The following is a 25,151-nucleotide window of genomic DNA, read 5'->3' as shown; positions in this document are numbered from 1 at the left end:
CCTGCTATTCCCCCCGCAGCTTTGGATCGATGGCGTCTCGCAGAGCGTCTCCCAGGAGATTGAGGGCGAGCACGGTCAACAAGATCGCAAGGCTCGGGAAGACCGCGAGCCACCAGGCGTCGAGGATGTTGTCGAACCCTTCGCGGATCATGCTGCCCCAGGTCGGTGTCGGTGGCGGAACGCCCAGCCCGATGAAACTCAGCGATGCTTCCGTACGAATCGCGGAAGCCATCCATAGTGAACTCATCACCACGACATCCGAGATGAGATTGGGGAGAATATGAACCCCCATGATCCGGACGGGCCCGAACCCAAGCGCTCGGCCCGCGATCACGAAGTCCTGCTGCTTCAAGGCAATCGTTGGCGCCCGGGCAACTCGTGCAAACGGCGCAATCTCCGTGATTGCGATTGCAATGATCAGGTTCTGAAGGCTGGCACCGAGCATCGCCGCAATCATGAGGCCGAGCAGGAGCGCTGGAAACGAGAGCATGACATCGAGCACTCCCATCACGAGCTGATCCAGCGCTCCTCCGACATAACCCGCAACGATTCCTATCGTGCAGCCGATTGTCATCGCAATCAGGATGGCGACGAAGCCGACCATCAGGGAGATGCGGGCTCCATAGATCAGACGGGACAGGACATCTCGGCCGTAATTGTCCGTTCCGAACAGAAACTCCGCTGACGGCGGCTCGAGCCTGGCCACGATATTCTGCTCCAGCGGGTCATGAGGTGCGATCAGCGGCGCGAGCACCGCCACGACGACGATGAGCGCGAGGAGCAACGCACCCAGCCAGAACAGAGGATTTCTGGAGAAGGCCAGCCACAATCGACTAGGCTGCGACACTGCAACCGATGCAACCCCGACCGTCATTTGTATTTCACCCGCGGATCGATAAGCCCATAGGTAATGTCCGTCAGCGTGTTCACGACGATGACGCAGATGGCAAAGATGATCATCAGCCCCTCGAGCAGCGTATAGTCGCGAGCGTTGAGTGCCCCGAAGATCAGCTTGCCGAGGCCGGGTCGGTTGAAGATGATCTCCGTGAGCACCGAATTTCCGATCAACGTACCGAAGTAGAGGCCAACAACGGTAACCACTGGAATGAGGCCATTGCGCAGAGCGTGTCGCATGACGAGGCGCGTGGGAGTCACTCCCTTCGCGCGCGCCGTGCGGATGTAATCCTCGCCAAGAACTCCCAGCATGGATGACCGCGTGACACGCACCACATAGGCCATCAGGATCAAGCCGAGATTCAGCGCAGGCAAGGCAAGGCTTCGTAACCGTTCGATCGGATCAGTGCTATCGGACGCGAGAACGGGGAACCATCCCAGCTGGATCGCGAATACGATGAGCAACAGAATGCCTGACACAAACGCTGGGAACGATAGCCCGACCAACGAGACCAGCCGCGAGACGTAGTCGATCCAGCTGTTGCGGCCGAGCGCGGCGAGAATTCCGAGCGGCAGACCCAGGACGATTCCGATCACGATGGCCGCCAAGGTGAGTTGGATCGTGGAGGGCAACACCAGCAGGACCTCCTGCACGACAGTCCGGCCGCTGCTGAGCGATTGCCCGAGATTTCCAGTGAGCACCTCACCGAGAAAGTGAAGATATTGAACCTGGATCGGCTGATCGAGCCCGAGCCGGGCTCGCATCGCGCGAAGCGAGGCTTCGGTTGCCTGGTCGCCAAGGATGACGGATGCCGCATCACCCGGAACGAGACGCACCAGCACGAAGATTGCTGTCAGCATCACCAGCAAGGTGGGGATGGCCAGCAACAGCCGCTTGAAGGCAAAGCTGATCATTGGACCACCCAGCACATTCGCGAACAGAAACCAGAATGTTCGGACTGAACTCTTCTCTCCAGACAAGGAAAGTGCCTCACAACACCTCCTCCTTTTGATCGAGTGTGGCCAGCTCTCCAAGCGTCACGGGCTTGAGCGGGGGCCTGACGCGATAGAAGCCGACCTCCTTTGCGGGACAATCCTGGATTTCCGCGAGGATGCGGGTGACGCTATAACCGCATTGCCGCCCCTGGCAGGGGCCCATCCCTGCACGCGTGAAGGCCTTGATCTGGTTCGGGCCGGAGCCGCCGATCTGCGCCATCGCCCGGATCTCTCCTGCCGTGACCTCCTCGCAGCGGCATATGACAGTCTCATCAGACGGACTGAAAATCCTGCCGTGGGGTCTAAACATGGTGTCAAGAAAGGGCCGCAAGGCAAGTTCGCGAGCCAAACTCCTTTGAACGCGCAACGCTTCCTTGAGCACGACCTGCTCGCCCGCATAGCCGAGCTTGACCGCCAGCCTGTGTGCTGCGAGCGCCCCGCGACATTGCGCGGCCTTCGCACCAGCAATACCCGCGCCATCCCCGGCAATGAAGATACCGGCTTTGGTCGTTTCACCCCATTGATCGAGAACCGGAACGTAGCAATCCTGCTCGTCACGCCATTCAACCGCGCAGCCCAGCCCCAGCGGTGCATGGACGTTCGGCACGACACCTTCATGCACAAACAGATTATCCGCGGAAACGGTCTTCTCTTTTGCATCGGCCGTTCGATAGCTGATGGCTTCGATCCGGTCCGATCCGTGCGCCACGAGGTCGACGACATGACGGACGACGGGCACACGCCGGCGTCGAAGGACGGCCTTCCACGCGAGTCCTTTGAGGAGCGCCCCACTGGCACGCAGGGCCTTCGGCAGATGCTGGAGCGCCGCCCAATGACTCCCGGCCGGTGTCGTGTCCAGATAGCCGGCGATCTGACCTCCGGCGTTGAGCAACTGAACGAGGTAGAGAAGCGGCAACGGGCCACAACCAGCGACCCAGACTGGCTTGGAGGGGATCTGCCCGGCGGTCTTCAACAGGACCTGAGCGGCACCTACCGTGAGGACTCCCGGCAGTGTCCAGCCTGGGAAGGGAGCAGGCCGCTCCTGGGCGCCGGTTGCGAGGATGATGGCGCGCGCCTCGATCGTCCGGGCTTTGCCATCATGGGTCACGAAGGCACGAAAACCAGGTTCGACCTGCCAAAGCTGTGTACGAGGCTCGTACCGCGCGCCGCTGGCGCGGAATGCATCGGTCGCAGCCTTTCCGTCCTGATAAGCCCTTCCAAGGATGGCTCCCCTCGGGGTCGCCGCTTGGGTTTCGACCGAGCGCCAGATCTGCCCGCCAGGCGAACTTTGATCGTCCACAACCAGGACGTCAATTCCATAGCCGCGGGCTGTGGTGGCCGCTGTCATGCCAGCAGGGCCAGCCCCTACGATGAGAAGATCGGTGGTGCTCATGACGGCAAGCACCGCTTACGCTGCTGGCGCTCAACCTTCATGCCGTCCTGAACCGGGGTCATGCAGGTCTGAACCGAGGCGATTCCATCCACCTGAGCGAGACAGTCGAAGCAGACGCCGATCATACAATAGGGAGCTCGCCCGCTCCCTTTGACCGGCGTGGGGCGCGACCAGACGACAGCCTGCCGGAGCAGCACAGCTGCCAAGCTTTCGCCGGGCTCCGCCGTAACAGGTTTGCCTTCGACATAGACAGTCACGGTCTCAGCGGGCTCATGCAGCTTTCGGAACATCAAAGCGACTCTGATGAAAGATATCGAGCGAATCCGGCAACTGGCCGGCCGAGATGGCATCGGCCAAGACGGTGGAATGCAGAGCTGCAAGCGTGACGCCTGAATGGCACAACGCCACGAAGGCTCCCCGGTGCTTCTGGGACTGGGCGTAGACGGGACACCCATCAGGGGTCATGATGCGCAACCCAGCCCACTGCCGAACCAATTTAGCCTCGGCAAGCCCCGGCACGATGCGAAGCGTCCGCCGACTGAGATCTGCCGCCGCGATCGCGGTCGCGGAACTATCGAAACCGGTCTCCTCATGGGTAGCACCGATCATCACAGTGCCTTCCCGGGTTTGACGCAAGCCACTCGTCGGCAGAGGCAGAAATGGTTCAAGGCGCTCGGTCACCAGGATCTGCCCGCGTTGAGGCCGCAGCGGGATATCAAGACCCACTTGCCGCGCCAGCGCCTGAGACCCGAGACCCGCAGCGATCAGCACGCGCGGCGCACTGACGGTCTCGTTTCCGAACGTCACCGTAAAGCCCGCCTCGCTGGGCACGATCTGCCGCACCGCAGCGTTTCGGCGCAGATCCCCACCCAGACGCAGGATTCCGGCATGAAGAGCCGCAAGGAGCTGGAGCGGATTGGCATGCCCGTCCCGCTGGCCGAAGCTGGCGCCGGCCACGTCGGGCCCCAATCGAACCTTCGGAAGCAGTTTGCCCAGTTCAGCGCGATCGAGCATCCGCCAATCCGCCTCCGCTCCGCCGAGCTTATTCTGCAGCCGCTGAAGGTCCAAGCGGCGCTTCTCGAACGCGTCATCTCCGAGGCAGAACGCCAAACCGCCATTCTGCTCATACTGAAGATCCAACGCGGCCAGATCAGTGAGTTCCGACGCAAAGTCGGACCACATGTCGACGCTACGGCGTGACAGCTGCTGATAGGCGGGCATGTTCTGGCCTTTGCCCTGTAGCCAAACAAGGCCGAAATTGGCCCGCGCCGCACGATGGTCGCGATCGTCACCGTCGAGCACGAGTACTCGGCGTTGTCTTCGCGCAAGCCCATAAGCGATCGCAGCACCAACCGTGCCCGCACCGATAACTATTATCTCAGGATGCATCAGATTTCCTCTTGCCCAATATGACGACAAAAAGAGATATTTGGTCAAAGTCGAAAATCTCTGGCTGTATTCTTCAGGGTTATGGGATGGCTCGTCAGATCAATCTCAGACAGGTTGAGGCGTTCAAAGCGGTGATCGAGAGCGGCTCGATCAGCCGAGCCGCTTTGATCCTCAACATCTCCCAGCCCGCGATGAGCAAACTGATCGCTCATCTCGAAGAGGATACCCGGCTCAGCCTGTTCGATCGCGTCAAGGGGCGCCTTGCTCCGACAGAACGCGGCATGCGGCTTTACAAGGAGATTGATCGGATTTTTTCAGGTGTCCGCCAGGTGGAGAATGCCGTCGAGGCCATCCGCCGCGAGGAGCAGGGGCAGCTCCTTGTCGGAGTCATGCCGGCTTTGTCGCGTTCGTTCATCCAGCAGGCGACGATGGGCTTCCTTCAGCAGCATCCCAACGTGTTCTGCTCGGTCAAGTCACGCAGCTCGGAATGGATCGTGGACTGGCTGGTCACACGCAAGCTCGATGTCGGCCTTGTCAGCTCGCGGATCGACAATCCCTATGTGATCGCCGAACCGCTGACCCAGCACCCGCTCGTCTGCATCATGCCGACCGATCATCCCCTCGCCATGAAGAACGTTGTGGAGCCGGATGATCTCGACAACATTCCCTTCGTGTCTTTCGACCCTGAGAGCCAGGCCGGTCAGTGCATTGCAACGATGTTCGACGCCTACAACGTCAGACCCAACACCGTGCTCGTTGCCAATGTCTCGCCGACCCTGTGCGAATTCGTGGCAGCTGGCCTCGGCGTCGCGCTGGTGCACCCTTTGATGTTCAGCGGGCTTCAGGATCGTCTGGCCATCAGACGCTTCGAGCCCGCTTTGTCTTACGACTTCCAGCTCTGTCGAATGCGCGACAGCCGCAATGCAAGTCTGGTCGACGCCTTCCTGCAGCAGGCGCGCACGACGGCCGCACGGCTTTCCCAGGAGTCGCTCAGCGCGGCATAAGCGTCGTCGCCTCGGTGATCGGCGGAGCGAGATTCATGGCTCCTTTGAGCTCATAGCCGTAGTTGACACGCTTGCTGTGCCCCCAGACCTGCTGAAGCTCGAACAGCGGAACAGAACAGACGGCGTCGTGGATCTTGCGCTGAGCCTCCTTCCACAGCTCCTGCTGCCGCTCCACACTGCCTTCCACCCGCGCCGCCTGTATGTCGGCGTCCGCAACTTCGCAATGGGAGAAATTTGCAACCGCCGTCGGCTTTCCAATGCTCGAGCTCGAGTGATAGAACTCGGTCAGATAAGTGTCGGCGACCGGAAATCTGGCGGCGCCATAAAACACCAGAGCACTGGCATTGCCGCGAATTTGGCTCTGATAGGTGGCGTGATCGACAACGCTCATATCCAGCTTGATACCGGCCTTTGCGAGCTGGCGCTGAATAATTTCCATTGTCGGCAGGATAGCCGAGATATTGGACACCACGACCTTGAGCGTCAGGCCATTTGGGTAGCCCGCTTCGGCCAGAAGCGCCTTGGCCTTCACCGGATCGTAAGCATAAGCCCCAGATGAACAATCCTCTCCGATGTAGCCCGGGGGCACGACCGAGCAGCCTTTCAGACTCACGCTCTTACCGACAAACTGCACGAGATCGTCGAGATTGACCGCAGCGGCGATTGCCTGTCGGACCTTCAGGTCATCGAGCGGCGGAATACTGTTGTTGATGTGAAGCGTTCGAAACTCTCCTGGACGGAAGACATCAACGACCATGTTGCCGCGCTGGCGGGTCATATCGACCCAGCGTTGCTCGCGCCGGCCTTGGATGACGTCGAGCTCTCCGGACGCAAAGGCGAGCTCGCGGGCGCTGTCGGAGGGGATCGTACGGTACATGATATTGCTGATCTGCGGCCGGCCGCGAAAATAGCCCTCGTTTGCGACCAGCTTCACATGCCGCTGCGTTTCATGCTCTGAAAACGCAAACGGACCCGTACCAACGGGGTTGGAGGCAAACTTGTCTCCGAGCTCCTCCACTGCTCTTTTGCAGACAATGTTTCCACCGTGATAGTTGGACAAGCGGCCGAGGAAATTCGGATCTGGATACTTCAGGGCAATGCGAACGGTGGACCCGTCTACCTTGGCGATGCTATCCACCGCGGAGAAGTCTGCAGCGAAACTCGATCGGCTGGGGTCTGCGGCACGTGTCAGCGAGTAGACGACATCATCTGCGGTGAGGCTGCCCCAGTCGCCGTGAAACTTGACGCCCTTCCGGAGGAAGAAGGTCCAGACTCGTCCGTCTGGAGACGTTTCCCACCGCTCGGCGAGATCGGGTTCGAGATCCTTGGGGTCCGCGCTCCCTGGCTTGAATCGAACCAGGCCGTTGAACATCAGGCCGATCAGCGGCTTGTCGGTGCTGGTCGTCGCACGATGGGGGTCAAGCGTGGTAATGTCTGATCCACCGGCCCCGATTTGCAGGGTGGTCCCCGGGGCTTCCGCTGCAGACACATCACCGGTCGCATTCACCGTGACGGCGATGCAGAAAGCCAAAATAGAGACGTACTTCATAGAGACGTACTTCGTAGAGACGTACTTCATCCGGTGCCTCGCCCGTTGCCCACGCGTCAGGCTGGAAGAGTCCCGCGTCTCTGTCAAAGTCCGAAATCAAGGAGACCTATTCTTGGGCGTTATGGGCTAACGGCGAAGCTCAACCGCGGCAGGAAAAGTTCGAGTACCAGGATCCAGGCGGCGGCAGTGACTGCAGACCCGGCGAATCGTCTACCCGGAGCGCGCCGCCTCAATCCGGAACGGCCCGCACGAGAGCGTGAGCATAGCTCCGTCACAGGCGGCACGCGGAACCGAGTGCGGCCACACCGCCGCGCGCATCGGCGGAGAACGCGCCGTGGTTGGCTTACGGAAGCGATCGATCTCAAAGCTAGCGATTGCGCGCGACCATCGCGCCGTTTCGCCAATTGCGCGCCGCGCAGGACCGGCGCTTCTTCGTGAGTGTCAAAGCGGCAACGGTTGGGCGGCGTCGGCTTCAGTCGGTGGCGTATCGGTCCACGCCGACACGGATGAGCCGGATAATCCAGGGATCTCAATGAGACCAAGCCTTATTGCCCTCACGACGGCGACCGTCCGGCTGTTCGTGCCAAGCTTTCTCATCGCCTTCTTGAGGTGAAAATTGATCGTGTTTTCGCTGATCTTGAGGATGATTCCGATATCCCAGGAGGATTTGCCCTCTGCGGTCCACTTCAGGCATTCGCGTTCGCGCTGCGAGAGCCCAATCGCCTTCTTACCCATCGCTGGCTGGGCAAGCTCGCCAAAAGCAACATGGAACTGACACGCCAAGGCGTGAAGATGCTTCATGTGCCGGATCGGCTCGGCATCGTCGAAGCTGGATGCAAAGGATAGAACGGAGATGCGCCCCGACGGCCCAAACAGCGGCACGCTCACCCCGTGCTTGAGACCGGCTTCGCGGCTCTCACGAAGGACCAACCGCTCACCGTCCTGCAGCTGCTTCTGCTCGAGCAGCTGATCCCACATGAATGGACTGCTATGAAACGGGGTTCGCCTGACGACCGGATCGATCTCGTGATACTTGCGCTCGAAATAGTGCTCTCGCCAATCGAGCGGAAAGTTGAGAGCGACGGCCGGCATAGGATGCTCTGGCAGCCGTACCGTCTCTTCATAGTTCAGGGCGCCATAAGCCACTTGGCCGAACCCCTCATCGGCTGCAGAACCGACGAGAAGATCGAAGAGGTCGGACAGCGACTGCGTGCGGTTTGCACAATCGATGAAGCTGAAGAGGTCCATTGCTACCTCACGGCAGACAAAGCTGCGCAAACTTCGGCCCAGATGTAATCGTGAAAACGAATCCGTCTGAATGTCCCGATTGCCGACGGTCCGTCCTTGCCCCCTCGTCTGCCTCTATCAAGGCGAGAAGCAGGCGCTCGATTGTCCAAACCCCGACCCAACCTGAGGTAGACCGTACCATGATACGCTTCATCGTGCAATTGACGATCATATTCGATTGATCTTTTCAGAAGTCGCTATGTCATCAACATCGCCCTCCTCCGGAAGCGGCGGCCCTGACGGTCTTGCCGACTCAGGCAACCAGATCGCGCAGCAAAGTGCCTGTTTGATAAGCGCTCCTCGGCACTTGTGTCAGCATGCATGAGATTGCCGGCTTAAGTTTCGATCGGATCATGCGCACTAGGGACATTCTTCCCGGCACGCAGCACGCGCAAGTCAGGCCTCGCGGCCATCCCACACTGAACCCGTTCAAACGGGCCTGGACGAGCCTTGCAAAAGCCAAGAACTACACCCCAATGCAACTCAGAATTGCGTCAGATTGTAGGTGATATTGGGGCGATGTCTGACAGTTGTCTTCCACTGGGCAGCCGGTAGGACTGCAGCCGCTCCATAGACGCATGAACTACTCGACTGGGTAGCTGCCTCGCTGACGCTGTGCCGATTAGTCTGCATCTTCCCGTCACGTGGCACATTGGAAGATGCTCATGCGTACCCTTTTGATCAGGTGGGAAACCGTCCATCGATATGGCGAAGCCTGGATTTCGCATCATCGGTTGCGGTACCGGATGTTCGTCGAGCGCCAGGGGTGGTCCGTGCCTCATTATCAGGGCATGGAATATGATGAGTTCGACACACCGGCAGCCACCTACATCCTGGTCGTGGACGAGCGAGATCAGGCGCTTGGAACTGCACGGCTGATTCCGACCACACGCCCCTACATGGTCAAGTCCTTGTGGCCCAACCTGGTTGAAGGCTTGCTGCCGCATTCAGACGAAATCTGGGAAGCATCGCGATTCGGCTGCGATCGTGCGCTGAGCGCCGGCGGACGGCGCCGAGTGATCGGGCAGCTCATACAGGCCTGTCAGGAATTCGGCCTCGCCAACGGCATCTCGTCCTATCTTGGTGTCATGCCCAGCTGGATCTTCAAGAATGTCATCGCTGCCCATGGCTGCCCGGTGAGGCCACTGGGAGCGAAGCTGCCGTTTCCGGGGCATGACATAGGGGCAGCCTATATCGAGGTATCATCAGCCGTGCTGGAATTGGTTCGCCAGCATACCGGCCTTCCGAGGGCGCTGCATGAGAGCCTTTCTCCTGGACCTGCCGCATCAGCACTGTCCCCGCGCTTGGCAGAGGATGCTCCATCGGAGCCCAAAGGACTGGCCTGCGGCCCGGAGTTGGAAGGGCTCTTGGAGGCTGGATGAGCGCGATCCCGAACCTTTGACCATCTTGCCGCCGTAGGGCCCGCCAGCGAGGGCCGATCAGCGCTTGCATCAGGCTTTGGGCCTAAGCGCGATTGACGGTCTCTGAAGAAGATGCGGCATCACCGCAATCGGTGGCGATCAACGCGTCGGCTCCTTCGCTCAAGAAAGCCCGCCACGCTGGATTTGGCGCTCACAAGCTTCCTGCTTCAGGAACGCCGAATGTATCAACTTTGAGCGCCAGGCGGTCCTGGTTTGTATGCATTGCGGAGCAAGCCGACGCGATGCGCGGCTCCGGGTCTATCTGGCCTTGATGGCGGGTGCTCGCTTCGACTTGGCAAACGCCCGATCAGTCGCCATGAAACGTGCCACCATGGCCGAGGCCAGGCGACCAAGATCATTGGCCGGCTGGTCCGAATGGCGGCCGACAGCTTCGGCGTAGGCCTGCAGATCGCGAAACACGTTCGCTGACAGTTCGACCGTGATCTTGACCGGCTTCTCATCGGGAAGTTCCGAGATCTTCAGCTTCGCCATGACTGCTACCCCTGATACGGCTCGAGCACGAGATCACGATTGACGATCACGCGGACCGGAAAGCCCGGCCTCACTGTCAGAGTCGGCTGGACGTTCATCTGCTGACCAACCAGCTGCTGACCTGTGCGGCTCATGGAGCTGCCGAAGCCCTGGCGGAGCGCCTGGATGATCGCGGCATTGTTCGTATTTTGATTGGTGCCCGCATTGACCTCGCTACCCATCGAGAGCAGCGTCGAGAGCAGCGCTGCGCCAACCAGCTGCCAGAAGTGGTTATCGACCTCGTCCGAGAGGCCCGAATAACCGGCAGCGTCGGCGCCCTGCTGCCGTTCCAGGACGATCGACCGGCCATTGGGCATGATCAGCCTGGTCCAGACCAGGAGCACGCGCGATTGCCCGGCCGTCACCTGGCTATCGTATATCCCGATCAGCCGTGCTCCCTGCGGCCGCGATCCACTTCCAGCCCTCAAGGCCTATCCGCTCCGCTTCCGCCTTCAGCTTCTCCGCCACGAGCCGATCCAACAGCGCGACATCGTGGAGCCAGCCGCCATCGTCGGCCTCGAACAGATCCCGCAGCACAGCGCCGCCGGCCATCTCATAGGCAGTCAGCCCTATGAACTGGACCCTGCGATCGAACGCCCGAACCGTCTGTTCGGTGAGCTGCCGGCGGATCTGGTAGGGCGTATCGCCACCGGAGCGGCTGACCTTGTCCCAGACCTCCTGCTGGCGCGCATGATCCGTCGTCACCGAAAACGCCATCAGCTGCTCCAGGGTCATGCCGTCGGCGGCATACACGTCCAGAAGCGCCGGCGAGACCGCGGCCAGCCGCAGCCGCTGCTTGACCACCGCAACGGTCACGAAGTGCCGCGCCGCGATCTCCTCCTCTCCCATGCCGCCGTCACGCAGGGCCTGGAACGCCTGAAATTGATCCAGGGGATGCAGACCGACACGCTGGTCGTTCTCGGCAAGCGAGTCGTCCAGGGCGGAACCGGAATCGCGCACCACGCAAGGCACAGCTTGCGTTTTCGCCATCCGCTTCTGCTTGACGAGGAGTTCGAGGGCACGGTAGCGGCGGCCGCCCGCCGGCACCTCGAACATCCCGGTCTCCTTGCCGTCAGCATCGAGGACGGCCCGAACGTTGAGGCTTTGCAGCAGCGTCCGCTCGGCGATGCTCTCCGCCAACTGTTCGATGGAAATGCCGTCCTTGACGCGGCGTACGTTGGATTGGCTCAGCACCAGCTTGTTGAAGGGGATGTCGCGCGACGGCGACAGCGTGATCTTCTGGGCGGCTTTGGTCATCTCTTGGTTCTCCGCGAAGGGTAGCCCGGAGCCTCTCTCTCAGGCCTTCACCCCTCGCAGAGCACCTCTCGCCCTCTTCCTCTCCTCCTCGTTGAGCACGCTCAGGCAGCGGTGCAAACCGGTCCGATCGCCTCAGTGCCGCCAGCCGCACCAGGTGCGAAGCCGAGGAGATAGTCGGCCACGCGGCTTGCCTGGCTCGCCGCCCGGACGATAGCGCGACTGTCCTCGCGCAGGACATCGAGCCAGAAGCCGATATAGTCCGCGTGGCGCAGGGTCGGCACGATGCCAAGCGCCGCGCAGCTGAAGGCTGATGCTATCTCGGCGATCAACTCCTCGAAGGCGTATTCGCGGCTGCCGAACCGCCCCGACAAATCACGCTTGAGCCGGGAGGCATGACCGCTGGCATGCGCGAGCTCATGCAAGGCTGTGCGGTGCCAGTTGATCGGCTCGAAGAACGCCGCAGGCGGCGGGACCTGCACGAAGTCCTCGACCGGAGCATAGAAAGCCCGGTCACCGCCAATCCGGAAGTCGACGCCACTGTTCGTAATCAACGACTCCACGGCGGGCTGGATGGCACCGGCCGGCGCCGGCGGTGCCGCGGTCGCGATATCGTCCGGCAGAGCAGAGCATTGGTCGGTGTTGAAGACAGTAAACCGCTTCAGAAACGGAACGGCGTGCGCCTCATCGCCGGTTTCGCGCGCACGCCGCCGTTCGTCGGATGGGACGAAGCGATCGGCATAGACGACCGTGACACCGCGTTCGCCCTTGCGGACATGGCCGCCTAGAGACAAAGCCTGTCGAAACGTCAGCCAGCTCTGGCTGCGAAAACCGCGCTCGATCACCGCTCCCCAGAGTATCAGGACGTTGATCCCTGAGTACGATCGCCCGGTCGCGGCATTACCGGGCAAGGTAAGCTGAGCTTTCGCAGCTTGCCTTCCCCATGGCTGGATCCAAGGCACGCGGCCGGCCTCCAGCTCACTGATGATCTTGCTCGTAATCTCCTCATAGAGGCTCGCCCGGCCTTCACCGGCATGCGCTCCAACTCTCCGTCCCTGCATCGCGGATCTCCGCGACGGGCGCGGCAAAACTCTCTCGCCGCTTCCAACCCGTCACGGCCAACTCGGCCTGCACTCTTCCTCTAGGAGAGCCATGAGCGCACAAACCGTCTACCGGGCAGTCCGCATTCGCTTTGCTCCGGAGGAGGCGGCCAGCGCGGGTTCGGAGCAGATCGCCTCACCTGGGCAGCCGTAACCGTCGAACCGATTTCGCCTAAACGGAATTTTGCCTTGCGCCGTCGGGCAAATCAGTGGTTAATAAGGTGCTGGCTCAACTCGGGAGACAGTGATGGCCGAACAATCAGATCCGGCATCCGACCTTGTTCAAATCTCCAAAATGAACGGCGATTTCCGACGCAACTACGGACCGTTCCTTGGAGCGTATCTCTACTTGCGCTCTATCGAAGCCGTACGCCAGCGCCCTTTTCGGCGGATCGGGATGTTTTCACTGATCGGGACCGCTGTCGCTGCATTGTTCGCACGACACGCCTGTCCTTGGTAAGCAGGCGGACCAGCGCCCGGGTAAGTTCACTTTCCGTCTTGAAGTAGGCGACGCCATGATCGGCTCGTCCATGTTCACGGAATCTGATCATGTTGCTGTCGTTTGGAACCGTTGGCATCAGGACGTAGTCGAGAATGGCCCTATTATGTTCATCTAGCCGGATTGCTACGATCCACCCGACCGGTAGACGTCGACACGAGACCGTCCAAAAGGGAGAAAATCCCGGTCGCGCTCCAGCCGTCCAGTAAGCCACCCGAAAATAGATCTGCCACTTCTTGTCAACAATCAGATGCTGCTCTGGAACACCGACGTTGATCCAACGGCTTTTCACGCTGTGAAGGTTTGCGCCGCATCCTTCTTTTTCCATCCTTTGGCAAATGCGTATGGCGAGAGCTGAGAGTGGCTCAACCCACTCCTGACGGATGTCCATGTACTCACAGCGTCGCTGCGACTGATATCCAATCAGCCTGTAGGCGTTTCGCAAAGTCCCGAAATGATCAACAAAGGTTCGGGCGGACGGGAGCTCGGCCGTTGCGTTGATGATCGTCGGGGTGAGACGCCCCTCCTTCTTCAATGTCTTCTTCAGACGGAGCAGCATCTCCTCTTCACTGATGTCGACGCGCCTCTCTTTCATGATTTTCTGAACAGCAAGAAAGACGTCATTCGAAACGATAGGTTCAAAGCAATGTTCAGCACGGACCCATAGGTTCGGGGGATTGTTGATACGCTCACCGCCCAGCTTGCTTGACTGCCGGTTATAGACCAGATTGCCGACGTAACTTTCGTTTCGCAGCATGCGGCTGATCGTGGGGGCTCTCCAGGGCTTCCCTCGGCACCATACCCGGTTGCGATTGAATTCCTTTGCGATGGCCTTCTCGGACTTAACCTGAAGGAAGCGAGCGAAGATCCGCCTCACAATGGCGACTTCGTGTGCATCGCCAGGCCGCAGACGAATATGATCGGTCTGAAGATATTTCCGTTCTCCCTTTCCCATGACCCTCTTCGGCTGAAGGCGCTCGTCGACCAGAACGCGTTCAAGGCCGTAGCCAATGGGCCCGCCGGGCAAGAATCCAAGTCGAACAAAGCGGCAAATACCCGTATGCACCTTGACCGACAGTTCACGGCTGTATTCGGCGGCCATGACCCTTTTGAGGTTCTTGACGATGTTAGAGAGCATGCTGCCATCGTTGTCGAACTGCTCGGCGCAATAGTTGACACTGATCCCGGCTTGCTTGCAGATAAACTCGTAGTGTGCAGCTTCGTCGGCGTCCTGGAACCGCCCCCACCGGCTAATGTCGTAGACGAGGATGTGGTTGAACTCGGCGCGTCCATTGCTGACATCCTCGATCAGCTTGGCAAGTCCCGGTCTGTTCTTGATCTTGAGACCGCTCTCACCATGGTCAGCATAGGTCTTGACGATCGCAAGTCCATGGGCATGCGCGTAAGCCGCGATCGCTGCAGCCTGATTTTGGATTGAGTACCGCTGATAGTCCGTGGACATGCGGACATATTGCGCTGCGCGCCCATCGAGGGATCGGGGGAGGTGGGTCTCACGGACGACGAGTGCGTTTGACACTGATCACGCCTCCGACGGGTTGTCCAAGCAAGCAGACGCCAATTCCGGGCCGCTGACAAGTCTGCGTGTCGGTCGTGAGAATGCGCCCCTCGGTATGGCCGCCGGTTGTCGCCATGTCCCGTGACCTCGAAGAGTGCACGGTCCTTCCTCAGCAGTTGCTCCCTGATATCGCTCGTCTCGGTCAATCAGACCGAGACCTGGATCGCTGGGTTGATGATAAGCTGGACCGACGGAGGCCGCTTCCGCATGTTGGCGGAATGCATCCTCGACATGCCGTCCCGAGCACGAGGTCGGCTTTGCCGGCGCCCAAGCGCGAGGCTTGTCATCCCAGCTCGGCAAGCTCGTTGGATGGGTAGATTTGTTCCTCCATCCATTTCAAGGCCGCTATCAAGCTGGCTCTGCCCGCAGGGTCCTGTGCGATCGTCCTCAATGAAATTGACGGGTATTTCGACAGATCAGCTTCGCGAAGGTCCACCCCCTTGATTGCGTTAAACCGCTCCAGCAGCTTGCGTCGAGCATCCATCGATCCGAATATCGGCTTGTTCTCTAGGGCCCCAAATTGGAGCCATAGCTTTCCGTCCGACGACAGATATGTTGGATTGATCAGCACCCCGCCTGGTTTGAATACCGGATAGACCGAGCCATTCTCCTTTCCCGTCCCAAAGACGAGGGGACGTTTTCCTCCCTTGGCCATCCATGCAAAGACTTCCCTCGCAACATTCAGCTCATCGGGCCCGACGGTCCGGGACAACTTCTCGAACAGACTTTGTTCATTCCACCTCGTCACGCCCCCTAGACGTTTTCGGGTCATGGCCTGAGTCTGACCGTAGATTGTTGGTACGATCGTCTTCAGATCCTTGTTGACGAACTGACGCAGCTCGACCGCCAGAACTTCCACAGGATTCATCTGTCTGTTGAGGAATTCTACGACACGGCGTAATTCGACGGGTATCACGTCAGCGAGGAAAATGAGCCGAATCTTTTCCGCTTGAAGATTTGTGCCGACCCGTTCCCAGAATTCGTTGATACTGGTCTCGGTGCCGAGCAGCTCTCGAAGCGCAGCCTCCGACGTAAGGCCTTGCTCCAGGGTGGTCTTGTCCAGAGAGGATTGCAGCCCCTCTACTGACCAGTAAGACGCACAGTTGGCGGCGTAGTCCAGCATTTGACCAATGAACTCCCGCCGGAGACGGCTATCGCTCTGCCGCTTAATCTCCACCAAGGTCAGGATGCCATCCTGGTCGATGAACACGTGGTCGATCGACCATAGAGACGCACTCGCCTCCCCCGTCGAGATCGGCTGCTCGCGCTTTACGAGGAGCCATCGCCTTGGGCTCTGCGGATCGATCTGATCGCCAACAAGCAACTCCGGAAATCGAGCCAGCAAGCGCTGGAAGTCGTCTTCGGTCGCAAACTGGCCTGGTTCCATCGCGACCAGAGCGTCCTCCCCCTTCAGCAAGAAGACCCCAGAAAGCCCAGTCATGTTTTCCCCTCAAATACGTTTCTTCTCGGGATCCGCAGGGCGCCTAGTCTATCACGTAGCGCCACAACTGGACTCGCGTATCATCCGCTATTCGTCCAGGAGGTCCAGAAACCGTTCGATCCTTCGCAAGGGAGGCTCGCCGCTGCGCTCGGCATAGATGAGCCGATTGCCGTCACGCTGCAGCAGGCGTGAGCACGATTTTCCAATCCGCCCCGGAAGCAGCATGGCAGCAATCGCCTCCGGCCCGACATCGAGACGCATGATCCCGCGCTCCCTGCAATTCACCCTGAGCCTGGCCACAGCGAAAAAGTCGCAGGCCGCCGGTGGCAGAGTGCCGAAGCGGCGTTGCGTTTCGTCCTCGAGTTCTTCGAGTTCGTCATCCGTCCGGCACCGCGCGGCGCGCGCGTAGATCTCGAGCCTGAGCGCCTCCGACTGCACATAATCCGACGGAAGCAGCTCGGCGATGGGGAGGTTCAGCTCCGGAACCCAAAGAGCGGACATCCCTTCGCGGTCGCCCTCGAGCGCCAGGGTCAGCAGATGGCCATACAGAGTCGGGCCGAAGACCTGCACGTGGCCGGACTGCCGATCCGACAGCATGTCGCCGCCGCCGCGCAGGTCGAGATCACGCGCGCTGATCGCAAAGCCAGCGCCCGGGCGGTTCAGCTCCTCGAGAACGGACAGCCGCTTCTCCGACCGGTCGGAACCGCCCTCCGTCAGGAAATGCGCGAACGCGCGAATGCCGCCCCGCCCCACCCGACCGCGGAGCTGATGCAGCTGCGCCAGGCCAAATTTTTCAGGCCAGCATACGACGATGGTATTGGCCCGCGGGATATCGAGACCGCTCTCGACGATGTTGGTCGCGAGCAGGACGTCCGCATTGCCTTCGACGAATTTCATCAGCCTTTCGTCGATCTCGTCTGCAGGCACCCTGCCGTGAATCGCAATGATCCGAAGTTCGGGCGCCAGCGCGTGGATCCGGGCCAGCATCGGATCCAGATCCTGAATCCTCGGGCAGATCACGAAACTCTGGCCATTGCGCCGCTGCTCGCGCACCAGGGCGGCGGCGATCGCGATGTCGGAAAGCGGCGCCACCTTGGTCACGACCGGAACACGATGAACCGGGGGCGTCGCAATCACGCTGAGATCCCGCAGGCCGGTCAAGCCTGCAGCGAGCGTGCGTGGGATGGGCGTCGCGCTCATCCAGAGCCTATGACCGTTCTTGTTGAGACCGGACAGCATGGCCTTGTCAGCCGCACCGAAATGCTGCTCTTCGTCGATGATGATCAGGCCAAGATCGGCAAACTTGATCTCCTTGGCAGCCAGCGACAGTGTCCCGACGACAACTTTGAGCTCACCGCTCTTCAATCCTTCGCGCACCTTGCGCGCCTCGGCCGTCGACGCAATCCGCGACAGGTTTCCGACCTCGATGCCGAGCGTCGCAAAGCGCTTGCGGAACGTCTCGACATGCTGTCGCGCCAACACCGTGGTCGGAACGACGATCGCAACCTGCTTTCCCGCCAGGACGGCGGCCGCAGCGGCGCGCAACGCGACCTCGGTCTTGCCGAAGCCGACATCGCCGCAGACGATGCGGTCCATCGGGTGCCCCGACGCGAGATCATCGAGAACGTCGCGGATGGCCTGGGCCTGATCCGGGGTGGTGAAATACGGAAACCGCGCGGCGAACTTCTCATAGGTGGCCGGCCGCGGCACGAGCTTCGGCGCCGGCCGCCGCCGGCGCTGGTTCATCTGCTTTGCGACCTCCTTGGCGACGACATGGATCTCGGTCTCGGCCGCGGCGCGCCGCGGCCGCCATGAGCTGCCATCGGCCTTGTCGAGAGAGGTGTCGCCGAGCTCAGCCGCGTAGGGCCAGATCAAGGCCAACTCCGCAAGAGGCACCAGAACGGCATCATTCTCGGCAAACACCAGCCGAGCCATCTCACGAGCAGAGACTCCGGCACTGCCCATCGACCGCAATCCGCCAAGCCGGGCCAGTCCACGTTGCAGATGAACGACCACCGATCCAAGCTCGGGCAGGTCCACGGCTTCGAAGCCAGGTGTCCAGGCCCAATTCGTGGGCTGCGGCTGATGCGCCCTGCTGCCGAAAACATCGGACGCGGTGATGACGACAATTGGTTTCCGCCCGGGAATGATGAAGCCGGCGTCGAAGCCGGCCAGCAACGCCGTTTCTCTCCGGCCCCTGGCGGTTGCCTGCGCCCAATCAGCGGCGCATTCGGCTTTGACCCCGCTCATCGCCGCCATCAGCCGCAGATCCGCCTCGACCGCAGCAGCAAACACGAGACGCGCGTCGCGACGCTGGGCTTCCTCGACAAAAGCGCGCAGCGTCTTTCGGGGCGCCGCTTCCTTGAAGAACTCCGGCGTTGCTCGGTATGGCGCTGTCGTCGACAGCAGAGCGATGCTCTTCGCCGCTTGGTCCCATTCGCGACGGCTCACATACGCACGATCACGCTCAGCGCGGGAAGCCGCGTCCTCGATCGTGCTCAGCCATGTGTCCGCGTGCTTGGGGACCTCCGCATCGGCAATCCACTTGGCTCGCGTGCAGTAATCGAACAGAGTGGCTTTGTTCCGAGCTCGTTCCTTGAACGCAAGCCGCTCGGACATCGGATCGATCTGAAGCTGCTTGAGCTCGGAGATCACCTCCTGATTCAACGGATTGAAGGCGGCAATCCGCCGTATCCTGCCCCCGGAATGCTCGACCCTGAACGGGCCGCGCGCGCCGGCAGGAAAGATCTCGAACGTGTTTCCGTGAAACAGCATCCCGCCGGGATAGTCCGGGCTGTCATCCAGGTCATATCCGAGCGCACCAAAGCGCGATTCGAACTGCTGTTCGGAATAGGCGTCGCCGACCCGCAGCAGCATGCCGATCCCCGACCAGTCCGCCGGCAGCGGAAGGCGCTCCATCAGCGCCTCCACGGTCGTGATCAGCAGGATCGGCCTCTTTGCGCGCGCAAGACGCCTCAACACGGAACTTCGCCTGCCGGCGATGTCACGCGACGGCTCGAGCAGATCGAATGGCAAGGTGTTCAGTCGTGGATAAACGAGCACATCACACGCCGGCTCGAGAACCAGAATGATGGATGCTAACCGCTCGGCTCTGCGCTCGTTCTCGGCGAGATATACGAGGCCGCTTCGACCAGCCCCTTGCCACCGTTCTACGAGGTGCAGTGCCAAAAGTCCCAGTGGCGATGCGGAGGATACGGCAAGCCTCGCAGCCGCTGCCTTTTTAGGCGCACCCAAGATCTTCTTGCGTGGAGACGGCTTCTTTGGTGCGGTGGTGGATTTTGGTGCAGTCGTCTTCCGCTGCACAGAGCTGCGGGAAATACGAAGGACTGAGGGCAAAGATTTCGGCTCGCGTATCACTGAGGGCGCCGGGAAAAGAGCCCAGCCATCTGACGACACCTAGCGGATTCGGGTCAACAAGGCACCCAAGATCTGCAATTTACTGCAGTTGCAGAATAAATCGCCGCCAGCCGAATCGTCCACATCGTGGTCGAACACCTGATCGACGAGACTGAACTGTTCAACAGCGTCGGCGAAAAAGGAGACCTTTGTCCCAGCTTCAGGTCCGACGACGAAGCGCATCTCCGCGACGGACCAGATCTGCGTGACGTCCCAAGAAATTCAGAGACAATCCCTAACCGGCAAAATGATGCGCTGAGTGTAAGGGCGCGTAGTTTCCCTCGATCATGTCCCCGCTAGCGCAAGTTCGACCTTTGCTCACTGATAACTGGCCAGCTCGCACGTTGTGAACAATGAGACCGCAGCGGAGCGAAGGCAGAGAACGCACCCGCAGGAGGGGCAGCATTGCGGCCATCGCGTCAGCGGTGGGCCCCGGGGCCGAGTGCAGTCGTGAGACCGGTTAACAAGGCACCCGCGTTTGGGGCAGTGATAGCGGTGCAGCGAAAGCGGCAGCCCCGAACGCGAGTGCCTCCGGCGATCGACCCCATAAGTCCGTTACACGGCCAGGTGCCCCGTCTTTCCCGCGCACAACACCACTACTGACAAACCGCGAATCATACCGTAAAGGTAGATTTTGTTATCTGCACAGACTCGCGGTTGTTTCGACATGGACATGCTTTATCCAGCTGAGCACATGATTTTTTCTCGCGGAATCCTGGGTTCGAGTCTCGGCGCGCTCACTACGCTGGAAATATCGCAACCTTGGTGCACGATTGAGTGCTCTAGAAATCGCTTCGGTAAGCAGGGGGTAAGCGGCAGCGACGATAAGCCGGATGACTATATCCCTCCTAGGCGCCAAACCATCGGAGAGATCTGCCCGCGGTGCGGCGCCGTGCTCACGATGGAGCGCCTCTACACCTGCTCCGACAAGGGCTGCCCGTATCCCGATTTTCCCGGGCGGGAGTAATCGCCGCGATCCCAAGGGGCGCACCCACATGCAGTTTTGTGAAGCGCCCATTGTTGGTGCACCTCACCGGCGAAGGCTACCGTATTCACACATCGATGCTGAATAAGGGAAAAGCGTCTGATTCCGTGGCGTCTTGTTGCGGAGCAGGATAGCATTGAGCTCGGCTGGGACGGTTTGACGAGCGTCGCGTGGAATAGGGGCGCCTTTCTTCTGAGCGTCTCGTTTCGTTTGGGAGGCAGAGGTTGCGTGTGCGCCGGTTAGGCGGCACGCGGGCTGGAAAGAGTCGCCTGACGCCGCTTCTGCGCAAAGAGGCGGTCAGCAGCGCTGAGATGCGGGCAGCCGCAGGGACGGCCGAACGTTGCCCGGGCCGTCATGTTCTGGCGATCCAGGACACGACTGGGCTGCGCTCGCAAGGCGGTTGGGGTGAATATCTGCACGCTGTCATGGCTCTGGATGAGTAGGATGGAATGATCCTTGGGGTGATAGATGGCATCTTCCTGGATCGCCAAACCAGCGGGCGGCCCGTCTGCGCCGATTGAGAAGGAGAGCTTCCGGTGGCTGGCAGGTACCGGTCGGTTGGCCTCCGTCTGCCCCGGCGCAGCTTCGATCATGTTGATTGCCGATCGTGAGAGAGCGACATTTTTTAAAGCGTTTTCCTTCCGTCCGAAAGGTGTCGAACTGCTGGTCCGTCTAGGCACAGGTGAACACGCGTCGCAATCTGGCAGTCAGCCCGTTTTCGACCTGTCCGCTTGAAACTCGCTTCTACGAAACTGTATCCGAAACACGCACTGAGGCTCTGGAGCCCTTCCATCGACACGCTGCGGCATCCTAACTGCCTTGAGCGAAGGTCCCCTCCTGCGAGTCCAGAGCAACCGAGCTTGCAGGGTCGCCTTAGCCAACCGCCAGCCGGGCGATCGAAGCACCTGTATGAGCATGATTGAAAACGTTGATATCAGGCAGCGCCGCCTCGTCCATTTCAAAGACGGGTGCCGCTACGGCAAATTTGGCAAGACAAAAGCCTATGAGCTGATCGCGAGGGAGCAGATCAGGGCCTACAAGATGGGAGGCAAGACACTCATCGATCTCGACAGCATCGATGAGTATCATGCCTCGCTGCCCCGCGTTGAATCGCGCGCAACGGTTTAGGCTGACTTGCGCAGCGGCTGGGTAGCTCTCTTGCGCAAGTGGTCGAGGCGATCAGCCCAATGCTGCATCAAGCGCACGCGCTCGCTCCAATAGGCTGCCCGGTTGTAGATCCCGCGGATTTTGTTCTTGTCGCCCTTTGCAAGCTGGCGCCGCACCACCTCGTCGCGGCGCCGCCTCTTCTTCTCATCTGTTTCGTGGGCGAGTTGAGCTTCGACCACGTCGCCGTCGAATGCGCCTTCTTCATTGAGCAAGGTTGAGGCGCTGGAGCGGAAGCCGTGCGCGCAATGGTCGCCACCGGGGCCGGTATCGTAGCCCATGATCCGCAATGCCTTGTTGATCGTGTTGTCAGACATCGGCACATCATCGTCGTGCGAAAACAAGTAACGGCCACGGCCGGTCAAAGGACGCAACTCGGCCAGAATGGCCAGTGCCTGGCGGGACAGCGGCACTTCGTGATCATCGCGCATCTTCATCTTTTCAGCGGGGATCACCCAGATGCAATTCTTCTCGTCGAACTCTGCCCACTCGGCCAGCCGCAGCTCGCCAGGGCGCACCATGGTCAAGGCAATCAGCTTGAGCGCGTAGCGGACGAGTCCGCCGCTCTTGGCGTCATAGACCTCGATCCGGCGCATCAGATCGCCGACGTCTTCGGGATCGGTCAGAGCTGGGCGCGGGTTGCCTTTGGGTGCCTTGGTCAGAGCGTGTTTCAAGTCGCGGGTTGGGTCGCTGTCACAATAGGCGGCGCCAACTCCAAACTGGAATACCCGCGAGGCCGTCGACCGTAGGCGCCCGACGGTGTAGAACCGGCCGCGAGCTTCGACGCGGCGCAAAGCGGTCAGCAGCTCGGGCGGGCCAATCTCACAGAGCGGCCGCTCGCCAATCTCGCGATTGAGCTGATCGAGATTCCATCGCTCGCGCTTGATCGTCGCCTTGGCCTTGTTCTCTTTCTCTAGCTTTTTGGTTGCCCATTCCTCGCCGACCGCCCGAAAGGTGTGCTTGAGCTTGTCGTCTTCGCGGCGCCTCGCCTCTCGCACAGCGACTGGGTCCTGCCCCTGGTCAAGCAGCTTTTCGGCTTCGTGGCGCTTGTCGCGCGCGGCCTTCAGCCCGACGCCGGGAAAGGTCCCAAACGACATGTTCTTGCGCCTACCGGCGTAGCGGTAGCGGTAGAGCCAGAGCTTGGTTCCATTGGGCCGGACCACCACGCTGAGGCCCTGGCCGTCGGCAAGCGCGTATTCCTTCTCCGCCGGAGCAGCATTGCGGATCTTCGTGTCGCTCAGCTCATCCATGGGCACGCCCCTCACGATCGGGCGACACGCCAGTGTACCCGGCCTTTCCAGTGTACCCACAGTGTACCCGAAAACGCCGGATGCCCCCGAACGGCCGCGAACCGCCTGGAACGTCACTATATCACGAAGAGCCTGATTTTATGTCGATTTTCGAAGGCCGGCGAACCTGCGCGGACGAAAAAGAACGAGGCCGGAAGTGGGATGGTGCCCAGGGGCGGAATCGAACCACCGACACTGCGATTTTCAGTCGCATGCTCTACCAACTGAGCTACCTGGGCAGGTCTCGTGAAGGGCAGAAAAGCCCGGCGAGCCGGCGGGTTATAGTCAGAGCGGGCGGCGCTGTCTACCGCCCTGAGGCGAAGTTTTCACATTCCTTTTGCGGTTGCGCAGCCACGCGGAGTGCGCGCCGATGCCGCCCGGCACCGCCGCCGCAACAGCATGAGAATATTGATCTATTCGACGTCGTCCTCGTCGCCCTCAGTGGCCGGAATGACATAAGAGCCGCTCAGCCAGCGATGCAGGTCGACGTCGCGGCAGCGGGGCGAGCAGAACGGGCGCGAGCCTTCGGCGGCCGGCCGGTTGCAGATCGGGCAGCGGCGGACGGGCTTGGCCGGGGTGGCGGTCTTCGGGCTGGTCGATTCGTCGGGCATGGCCGCTATCTAGGCGCGCGCGGCGACCGATGCATCCCCTCGTTCGCGTCAGACGCCGACCGTGTTCAGCCAGCCGAAGCGGATCGGGAAGCCCTCGCCGGCGAGCAGCGTCGTGGTCTCGTACAGCGGCAGGCCGACGACATTGGTGTAGGAGCCGACCATCTTCACCACGAACGAGCCGGCGATGCCCTGGACGGCGTAGCCGCCGGCCTTCCCCCGCCATTCGCCGGAGCCGATATAGGCCTGGATGTCGTCCTCGCTGAGCCGCTTGAAGCGGACGCGGGTCTCGACCAGGCGCTGGCGGAACGCCTCCTTCGGCGTCACCAGGGTGATCGCGGTGTAGACGCGATGGTTGCGGCCCGACAGCAGCCGCAGGCACTGCGAGGCCTCGTCGACCAGGTTGGCCTTCGGCAGGATCCGGCGGCCGACGGCGACCACGGTATCGGCGGAGATGATGAAGGCGCCGCGCAGCTCATCGTCGAGCTGGACCGATTTCAGCGCCGCATCGGCCTTGGCGCGGGCGAGACGGTTGGCGCAGGCGCGCGGCAGCTCGCCACGCTTCGGCGTCTCGTCGACATCGGCGGGGCGGAGCGCGTCGGGCTCGATGCCGGCCTGGTTGAGCAGCGCCAGACGCCTGGGCGAACCGGATGCAAGAACGATTTTGGGACGGCCGAGCATGCTGATTTCGCTGAGGGATTCGGAAGCGGCGGGGCGGGCGCGCGGAACCTATCGGAAGGGCTGTCATTCCACAACCCGAAGGCTGCGACAAGGCTGCGACAGGCCTGCTCTACGGCGCGAATTTGAGCGGGGGACGACGTTGGTATTTCGGTTCGATGACACCGGCTCGGGAACCGAAAACCTACAGACCGGCGGGCCCAGGCTTGCCGAAGCGCTTGCGGATCCGCGTGAACAGGCCGTCGCAGACCTCGCGATAGGCTGAAAGCTTCTGCTCGCGGTTGCCGTCGGCGCCGGTCGGGTCCGGCGTCGGCCAATATTCGACGTCGGCGGCGATGGTGCGGGTCAGCTCCAGCGCCTTGTGATGCGCCTCGGGCGAGAGGGTGATGATGAGGTCGAAGTTCAGGCCCTCCCAGTCCTCGAGCTCCTCGAAGGTGGTGGGCTTGTGCTGCGAGATGTCCTGGCCGAGCTCGGCCATCACCGACACCGCGAATGGGTCGAGCTCGCCCTTCTTGACCCCGGCGGAGCGGACGTACAGCGCCTGCGGAAACATCTGGCGCAGCAGGCTCTCGGCCATCGGCGAGCGCACGCTGTTCTGGCCGCAGGCGAACAGCACCGCCTGCGGCTGGCGCGCGCGCGGCGGCCCCTCGGCCATGCGCCTACGCGCCCTTGGCCG

Annotated in this window: 21 protein-coding genes, 1 tRNA gene and 2 pseudogenes; 3 read left to right on the top strand and 21 right to left on the bottom strand. The window is 61.1% G+C overall.

What is annotated here, in order from left to right; genetic code table 11:
* Positions 1-4 precede the first annotated feature (4 nt).
* The 5 genes from QX010_RS23990 to QX010_RS23970 all read right to left on the bottom strand — a co-directional run bounded on the left by QX010_RS23990 (position 5) and on the right by QX010_RS23970 (position 4,720).
* Complete coding sequence (locus QX010_RS23990; RefSeq protein WP_315801436.1) at positions 5-874, bottom strand: ABC transporter permease; 870 nt, start codon at positions 872-874, stop codon at positions 5-7.
* Positions 871-1,809 carry an ABC transporter permease gene (locus QX010_RS23985; protein ID WP_315754288.1) on the bottom strand — a complete coding sequence of 313 codons (939 nt, stop codon included), beginning with the start codon at positions 1,807-1,809 and terminating at the stop codon, positions 871-873. Before QX010_RS23985 ends, QX010_RS23990 begins: the two co-directional genes overlap by 4 nt.
* Positions 1,810-1,885: 76 nt before the next feature.
* Entirely contained in the window at positions 1,886-3,283 is a 1,398-nt protein-coding gene (locus QX010_RS23980) for an NAD(P)/FAD-dependent oxidoreductase (protein ID WP_316182277.1), read from the bottom strand.
* Positions 3,280-3,573, bottom strand: coding sequence for a (2Fe-2S)-binding protein (locus QX010_RS23975; RefSeq protein WP_316182275.1), 294 nt, complete (start codon positions 3,571-3,573; stop codon positions 3,280-3,282). Before QX010_RS23975 ends, QX010_RS23980 begins: the two co-directional genes overlap by 4 nt.
* Positions 3,554-4,720, bottom strand: a complete 1,167-nt coding sequence (locus QX010_RS23970) for an FAD-dependent oxidoreductase (RefSeq protein ID WP_316182274.1) — start codon at positions 4,718-4,720, stop codon at positions 3,554-3,556. Before QX010_RS23970 ends, QX010_RS23975 begins: the two co-directional genes overlap by 20 nt.
* A 38-nt stretch (positions 4,721-4,758) precedes the next feature.
* On the opposite strand from QX010_RS23970, the gene QX010_RS23965 reads away from it, so the two are divergent.
* Entirely contained in the window at positions 4,759-5,676 is a 918-nt protein-coding gene (locus QX010_RS23965; protein WP_315801440.1) for a LysR substrate-binding domain-containing protein, read from the top strand.
* On the opposite strand, the gene QX010_RS23960 is transcribed toward QX010_RS23965, so the two are convergent.
* Entirely contained in the window at positions 5,663-7,255 is a 1,593-nt protein-coding gene (locus QX010_RS23960) for an ABC transporter substrate-binding protein (RefSeq protein ID WP_316182272.1), read from the bottom strand. The genes QX010_RS23965 and QX010_RS23960 overlap by 14 nt on opposite strands.
* A 411-nt stretch (positions 7,256-7,666) precedes the next feature.
* A complete protein-coding gene (locus QX010_RS23955) occupies positions 7,667-8,473 on the bottom strand; it encodes a LuxR family transcriptional regulator (RefSeq protein WP_315801442.1) in 807 nt (268 codons plus the stop codon).
* A 704-nt stretch (positions 8,474-9,177) separates the two neighbouring features.
* Here QX010_RS23955 and QX010_RS23950 point away from each other — a divergent pair.
* Positions 9,178-9,894, top strand: coding sequence for an acyl-homoserine-lactone synthase (locus QX010_RS23950; protein WP_316182270.1), 717 nt, complete (start codon positions 9,178-9,180; stop codon positions 9,892-9,894).
* A gap of 297 nt (positions 9,895-10,191) precedes the next feature.
* Here the strand turns inward: QX010_RS23950 and QX010_RS23945 are convergent, their stop codons facing one another.
* The 9 genes and pseudogenes from QX010_RS23945 to QX010_RS23905 all read right to left on the bottom strand — a co-directional run bounded on the left by QX010_RS23945 (position 10,192) and on the right by QX010_RS23905 (position 21,329).
* Positions 10,192-10,425: a DUF2274 domain-containing protein gene (locus QX010_RS23945; RefSeq protein ID WP_315716438.1), complete on the bottom strand. Its 234-nt coding sequence runs from the start codon at positions 10,423-10,425 to the stop codon at positions 10,192-10,194.
* A 5-nt stretch (positions 10,426-10,430) separates the two neighbouring features.
* Positions 10,431-10,868, bottom strand: a pseudogene (locus QX010_RS23940) (TrbI/VirB10 family protein); the annotation flags it as partial.
* A pseudogene (locus tag QX010_RS23935) lies at positions 10,864-11,721 on the bottom strand (ParB/RepB/Spo0J family partition protein); the annotation flags it as partial. The pseudogenes QX010_RS23935 and QX010_RS23940, both read right to left, overlap by 5 nt.
* Before the next feature lie 101 nt (positions 11,722-11,822).
* Positions 11,823-12,779 (bottom strand): ArdC family protein, encoded by a 957-nt coding sequence (locus QX010_RS23930; protein WP_316182268.1) that lies wholly within the window; start codon positions 12,777-12,779, stop codon positions 11,823-11,825.
* Between the two features lie 395 nt (positions 12,780-13,174).
* Positions 13,175-14,854, bottom strand: a complete 1,680-nt coding sequence (locus QX010_RS23925) for a recombinase family protein (protein ID WP_316182266.1) — start codon at positions 14,852-14,854, stop codon at positions 13,175-13,177.
* A 322-nt stretch (positions 14,855-15,176) separates the two neighbouring features.
* Positions 15,177-16,334: a hypothetical protein gene (locus QX010_RS23920; RefSeq protein ID WP_316182264.1), complete on the bottom strand. Its 1,158-nt coding sequence runs from the start codon at positions 16,332-16,334 to the stop codon at positions 15,177-15,179.
* An 87-nt stretch (positions 16,335-16,421) separates the two neighbouring features.
* Positions 16,422-19,253 (bottom strand): DEAD/DEAH box helicase, encoded by a 2,832-nt coding sequence (locus QX010_RS23915; RefSeq protein ID WP_316182336.1) that lies wholly within the window; start codon positions 19,251-19,253, stop codon positions 16,422-16,424.
* Positions 19,254-19,751: 498 nt separating this feature from the next.
* Positions 19,752-19,934: a hypothetical protein gene (locus tag QX010_RS23910; protein WP_316182262.1), complete on the bottom strand. Its 183-nt coding sequence runs from the start codon at positions 19,932-19,934 to the stop codon at positions 19,752-19,754.
* A gap of 1,041 nt (positions 19,935-20,975) precedes the next feature.
* Entirely contained in the window at positions 20,976-21,329 is a 354-nt protein-coding gene (locus QX010_RS23905) for a hypothetical protein (protein ID WP_316182261.1), read from the bottom strand.
* A 316-nt stretch (positions 21,330-21,645) separates the two neighbouring features.
* Between QX010_RS23905 and QX010_RS23900 the strand changes: the two genes are divergently transcribed.
* Positions 21,646-21,864 carry a hypothetical protein gene (locus tag QX010_RS23900; protein WP_316182260.1) on the top strand — a complete coding sequence of 73 codons (219 nt, stop codon included), beginning with the start codon at positions 21,646-21,648 and terminating at the stop codon, positions 21,862-21,864.
* On the opposite strand, the gene QX010_RS23895 is transcribed toward QX010_RS23900, so the two are convergent.
* The 5 genes from QX010_RS23895 to QX010_RS23875 all read right to left on the bottom strand — a co-directional run bounded on the left by QX010_RS23895 (position 21,861) and on the right by QX010_RS23875 (position 25,130).
* Complete coding sequence (locus tag QX010_RS23895) at positions 21,861-23,150, bottom strand: tyrosine-type recombinase/integrase (protein WP_316182258.1); 1,290 nt, start codon at positions 23,148-23,150, stop codon at positions 21,861-21,863. The two genes, QX010_RS23900 and QX010_RS23895, sit on opposite strands and share 4 nt — an antisense overlap.
* A gap of 202 nt (positions 23,151-23,352) precedes the next feature.
* Positions 23,353-23,428, bottom strand: a tRNA-Phe gene (locus QX010_RS23890).
* Between the two features lie 174 nt (positions 23,429-23,602).
* On the bottom strand, positions 23,603-23,800 hold the full coding sequence (gene yacG / locus QX010_RS23885) for a DNA gyrase inhibitor YacG (RefSeq protein ID WP_315801484.1): 198 nt from the start codon (positions 23,798-23,800) through the stop codon (positions 23,603-23,605).
* A gap of 48 nt (positions 23,801-23,848) precedes the next feature.
* Complete coding sequence (locus QX010_RS23880; protein ID WP_006613056.1) at positions 23,849-24,478, bottom strand: Maf-like protein; 630 nt, start codon at positions 24,476-24,478, stop codon at positions 23,849-23,851.
* A gap of 181 nt (positions 24,479-24,659) precedes the next feature.
* The gene (locus QX010_RS23875) at positions 24,660-25,130 is read right to left on the bottom strand and encodes an arsenate reductase ArsC (RefSeq protein ID WP_316182256.1); all 471 of its coding nucleotides are present in this window, start codon (positions 25,128-25,130) and stop codon (positions 24,660-24,662) included.
* Positions 25,131-25,151: the final 21 nt, after the last annotated feature.

It is taken from the genome of Bradyrhizobium sp. SZCCHNRI1009 (assembly GCF_032487575.1).
In the GTDB taxonomy this organism is placed as follows: domain Bacteria; phylum Pseudomonadota; class Alphaproteobacteria; order Rhizobiales; family Xanthobacteraceae; genus Bradyrhizobium.
The sequence above is the reverse complement of the archived record's forward strand: the minus strand, read 5'-3'. Positions and strand labels throughout refer to the sequence as shown.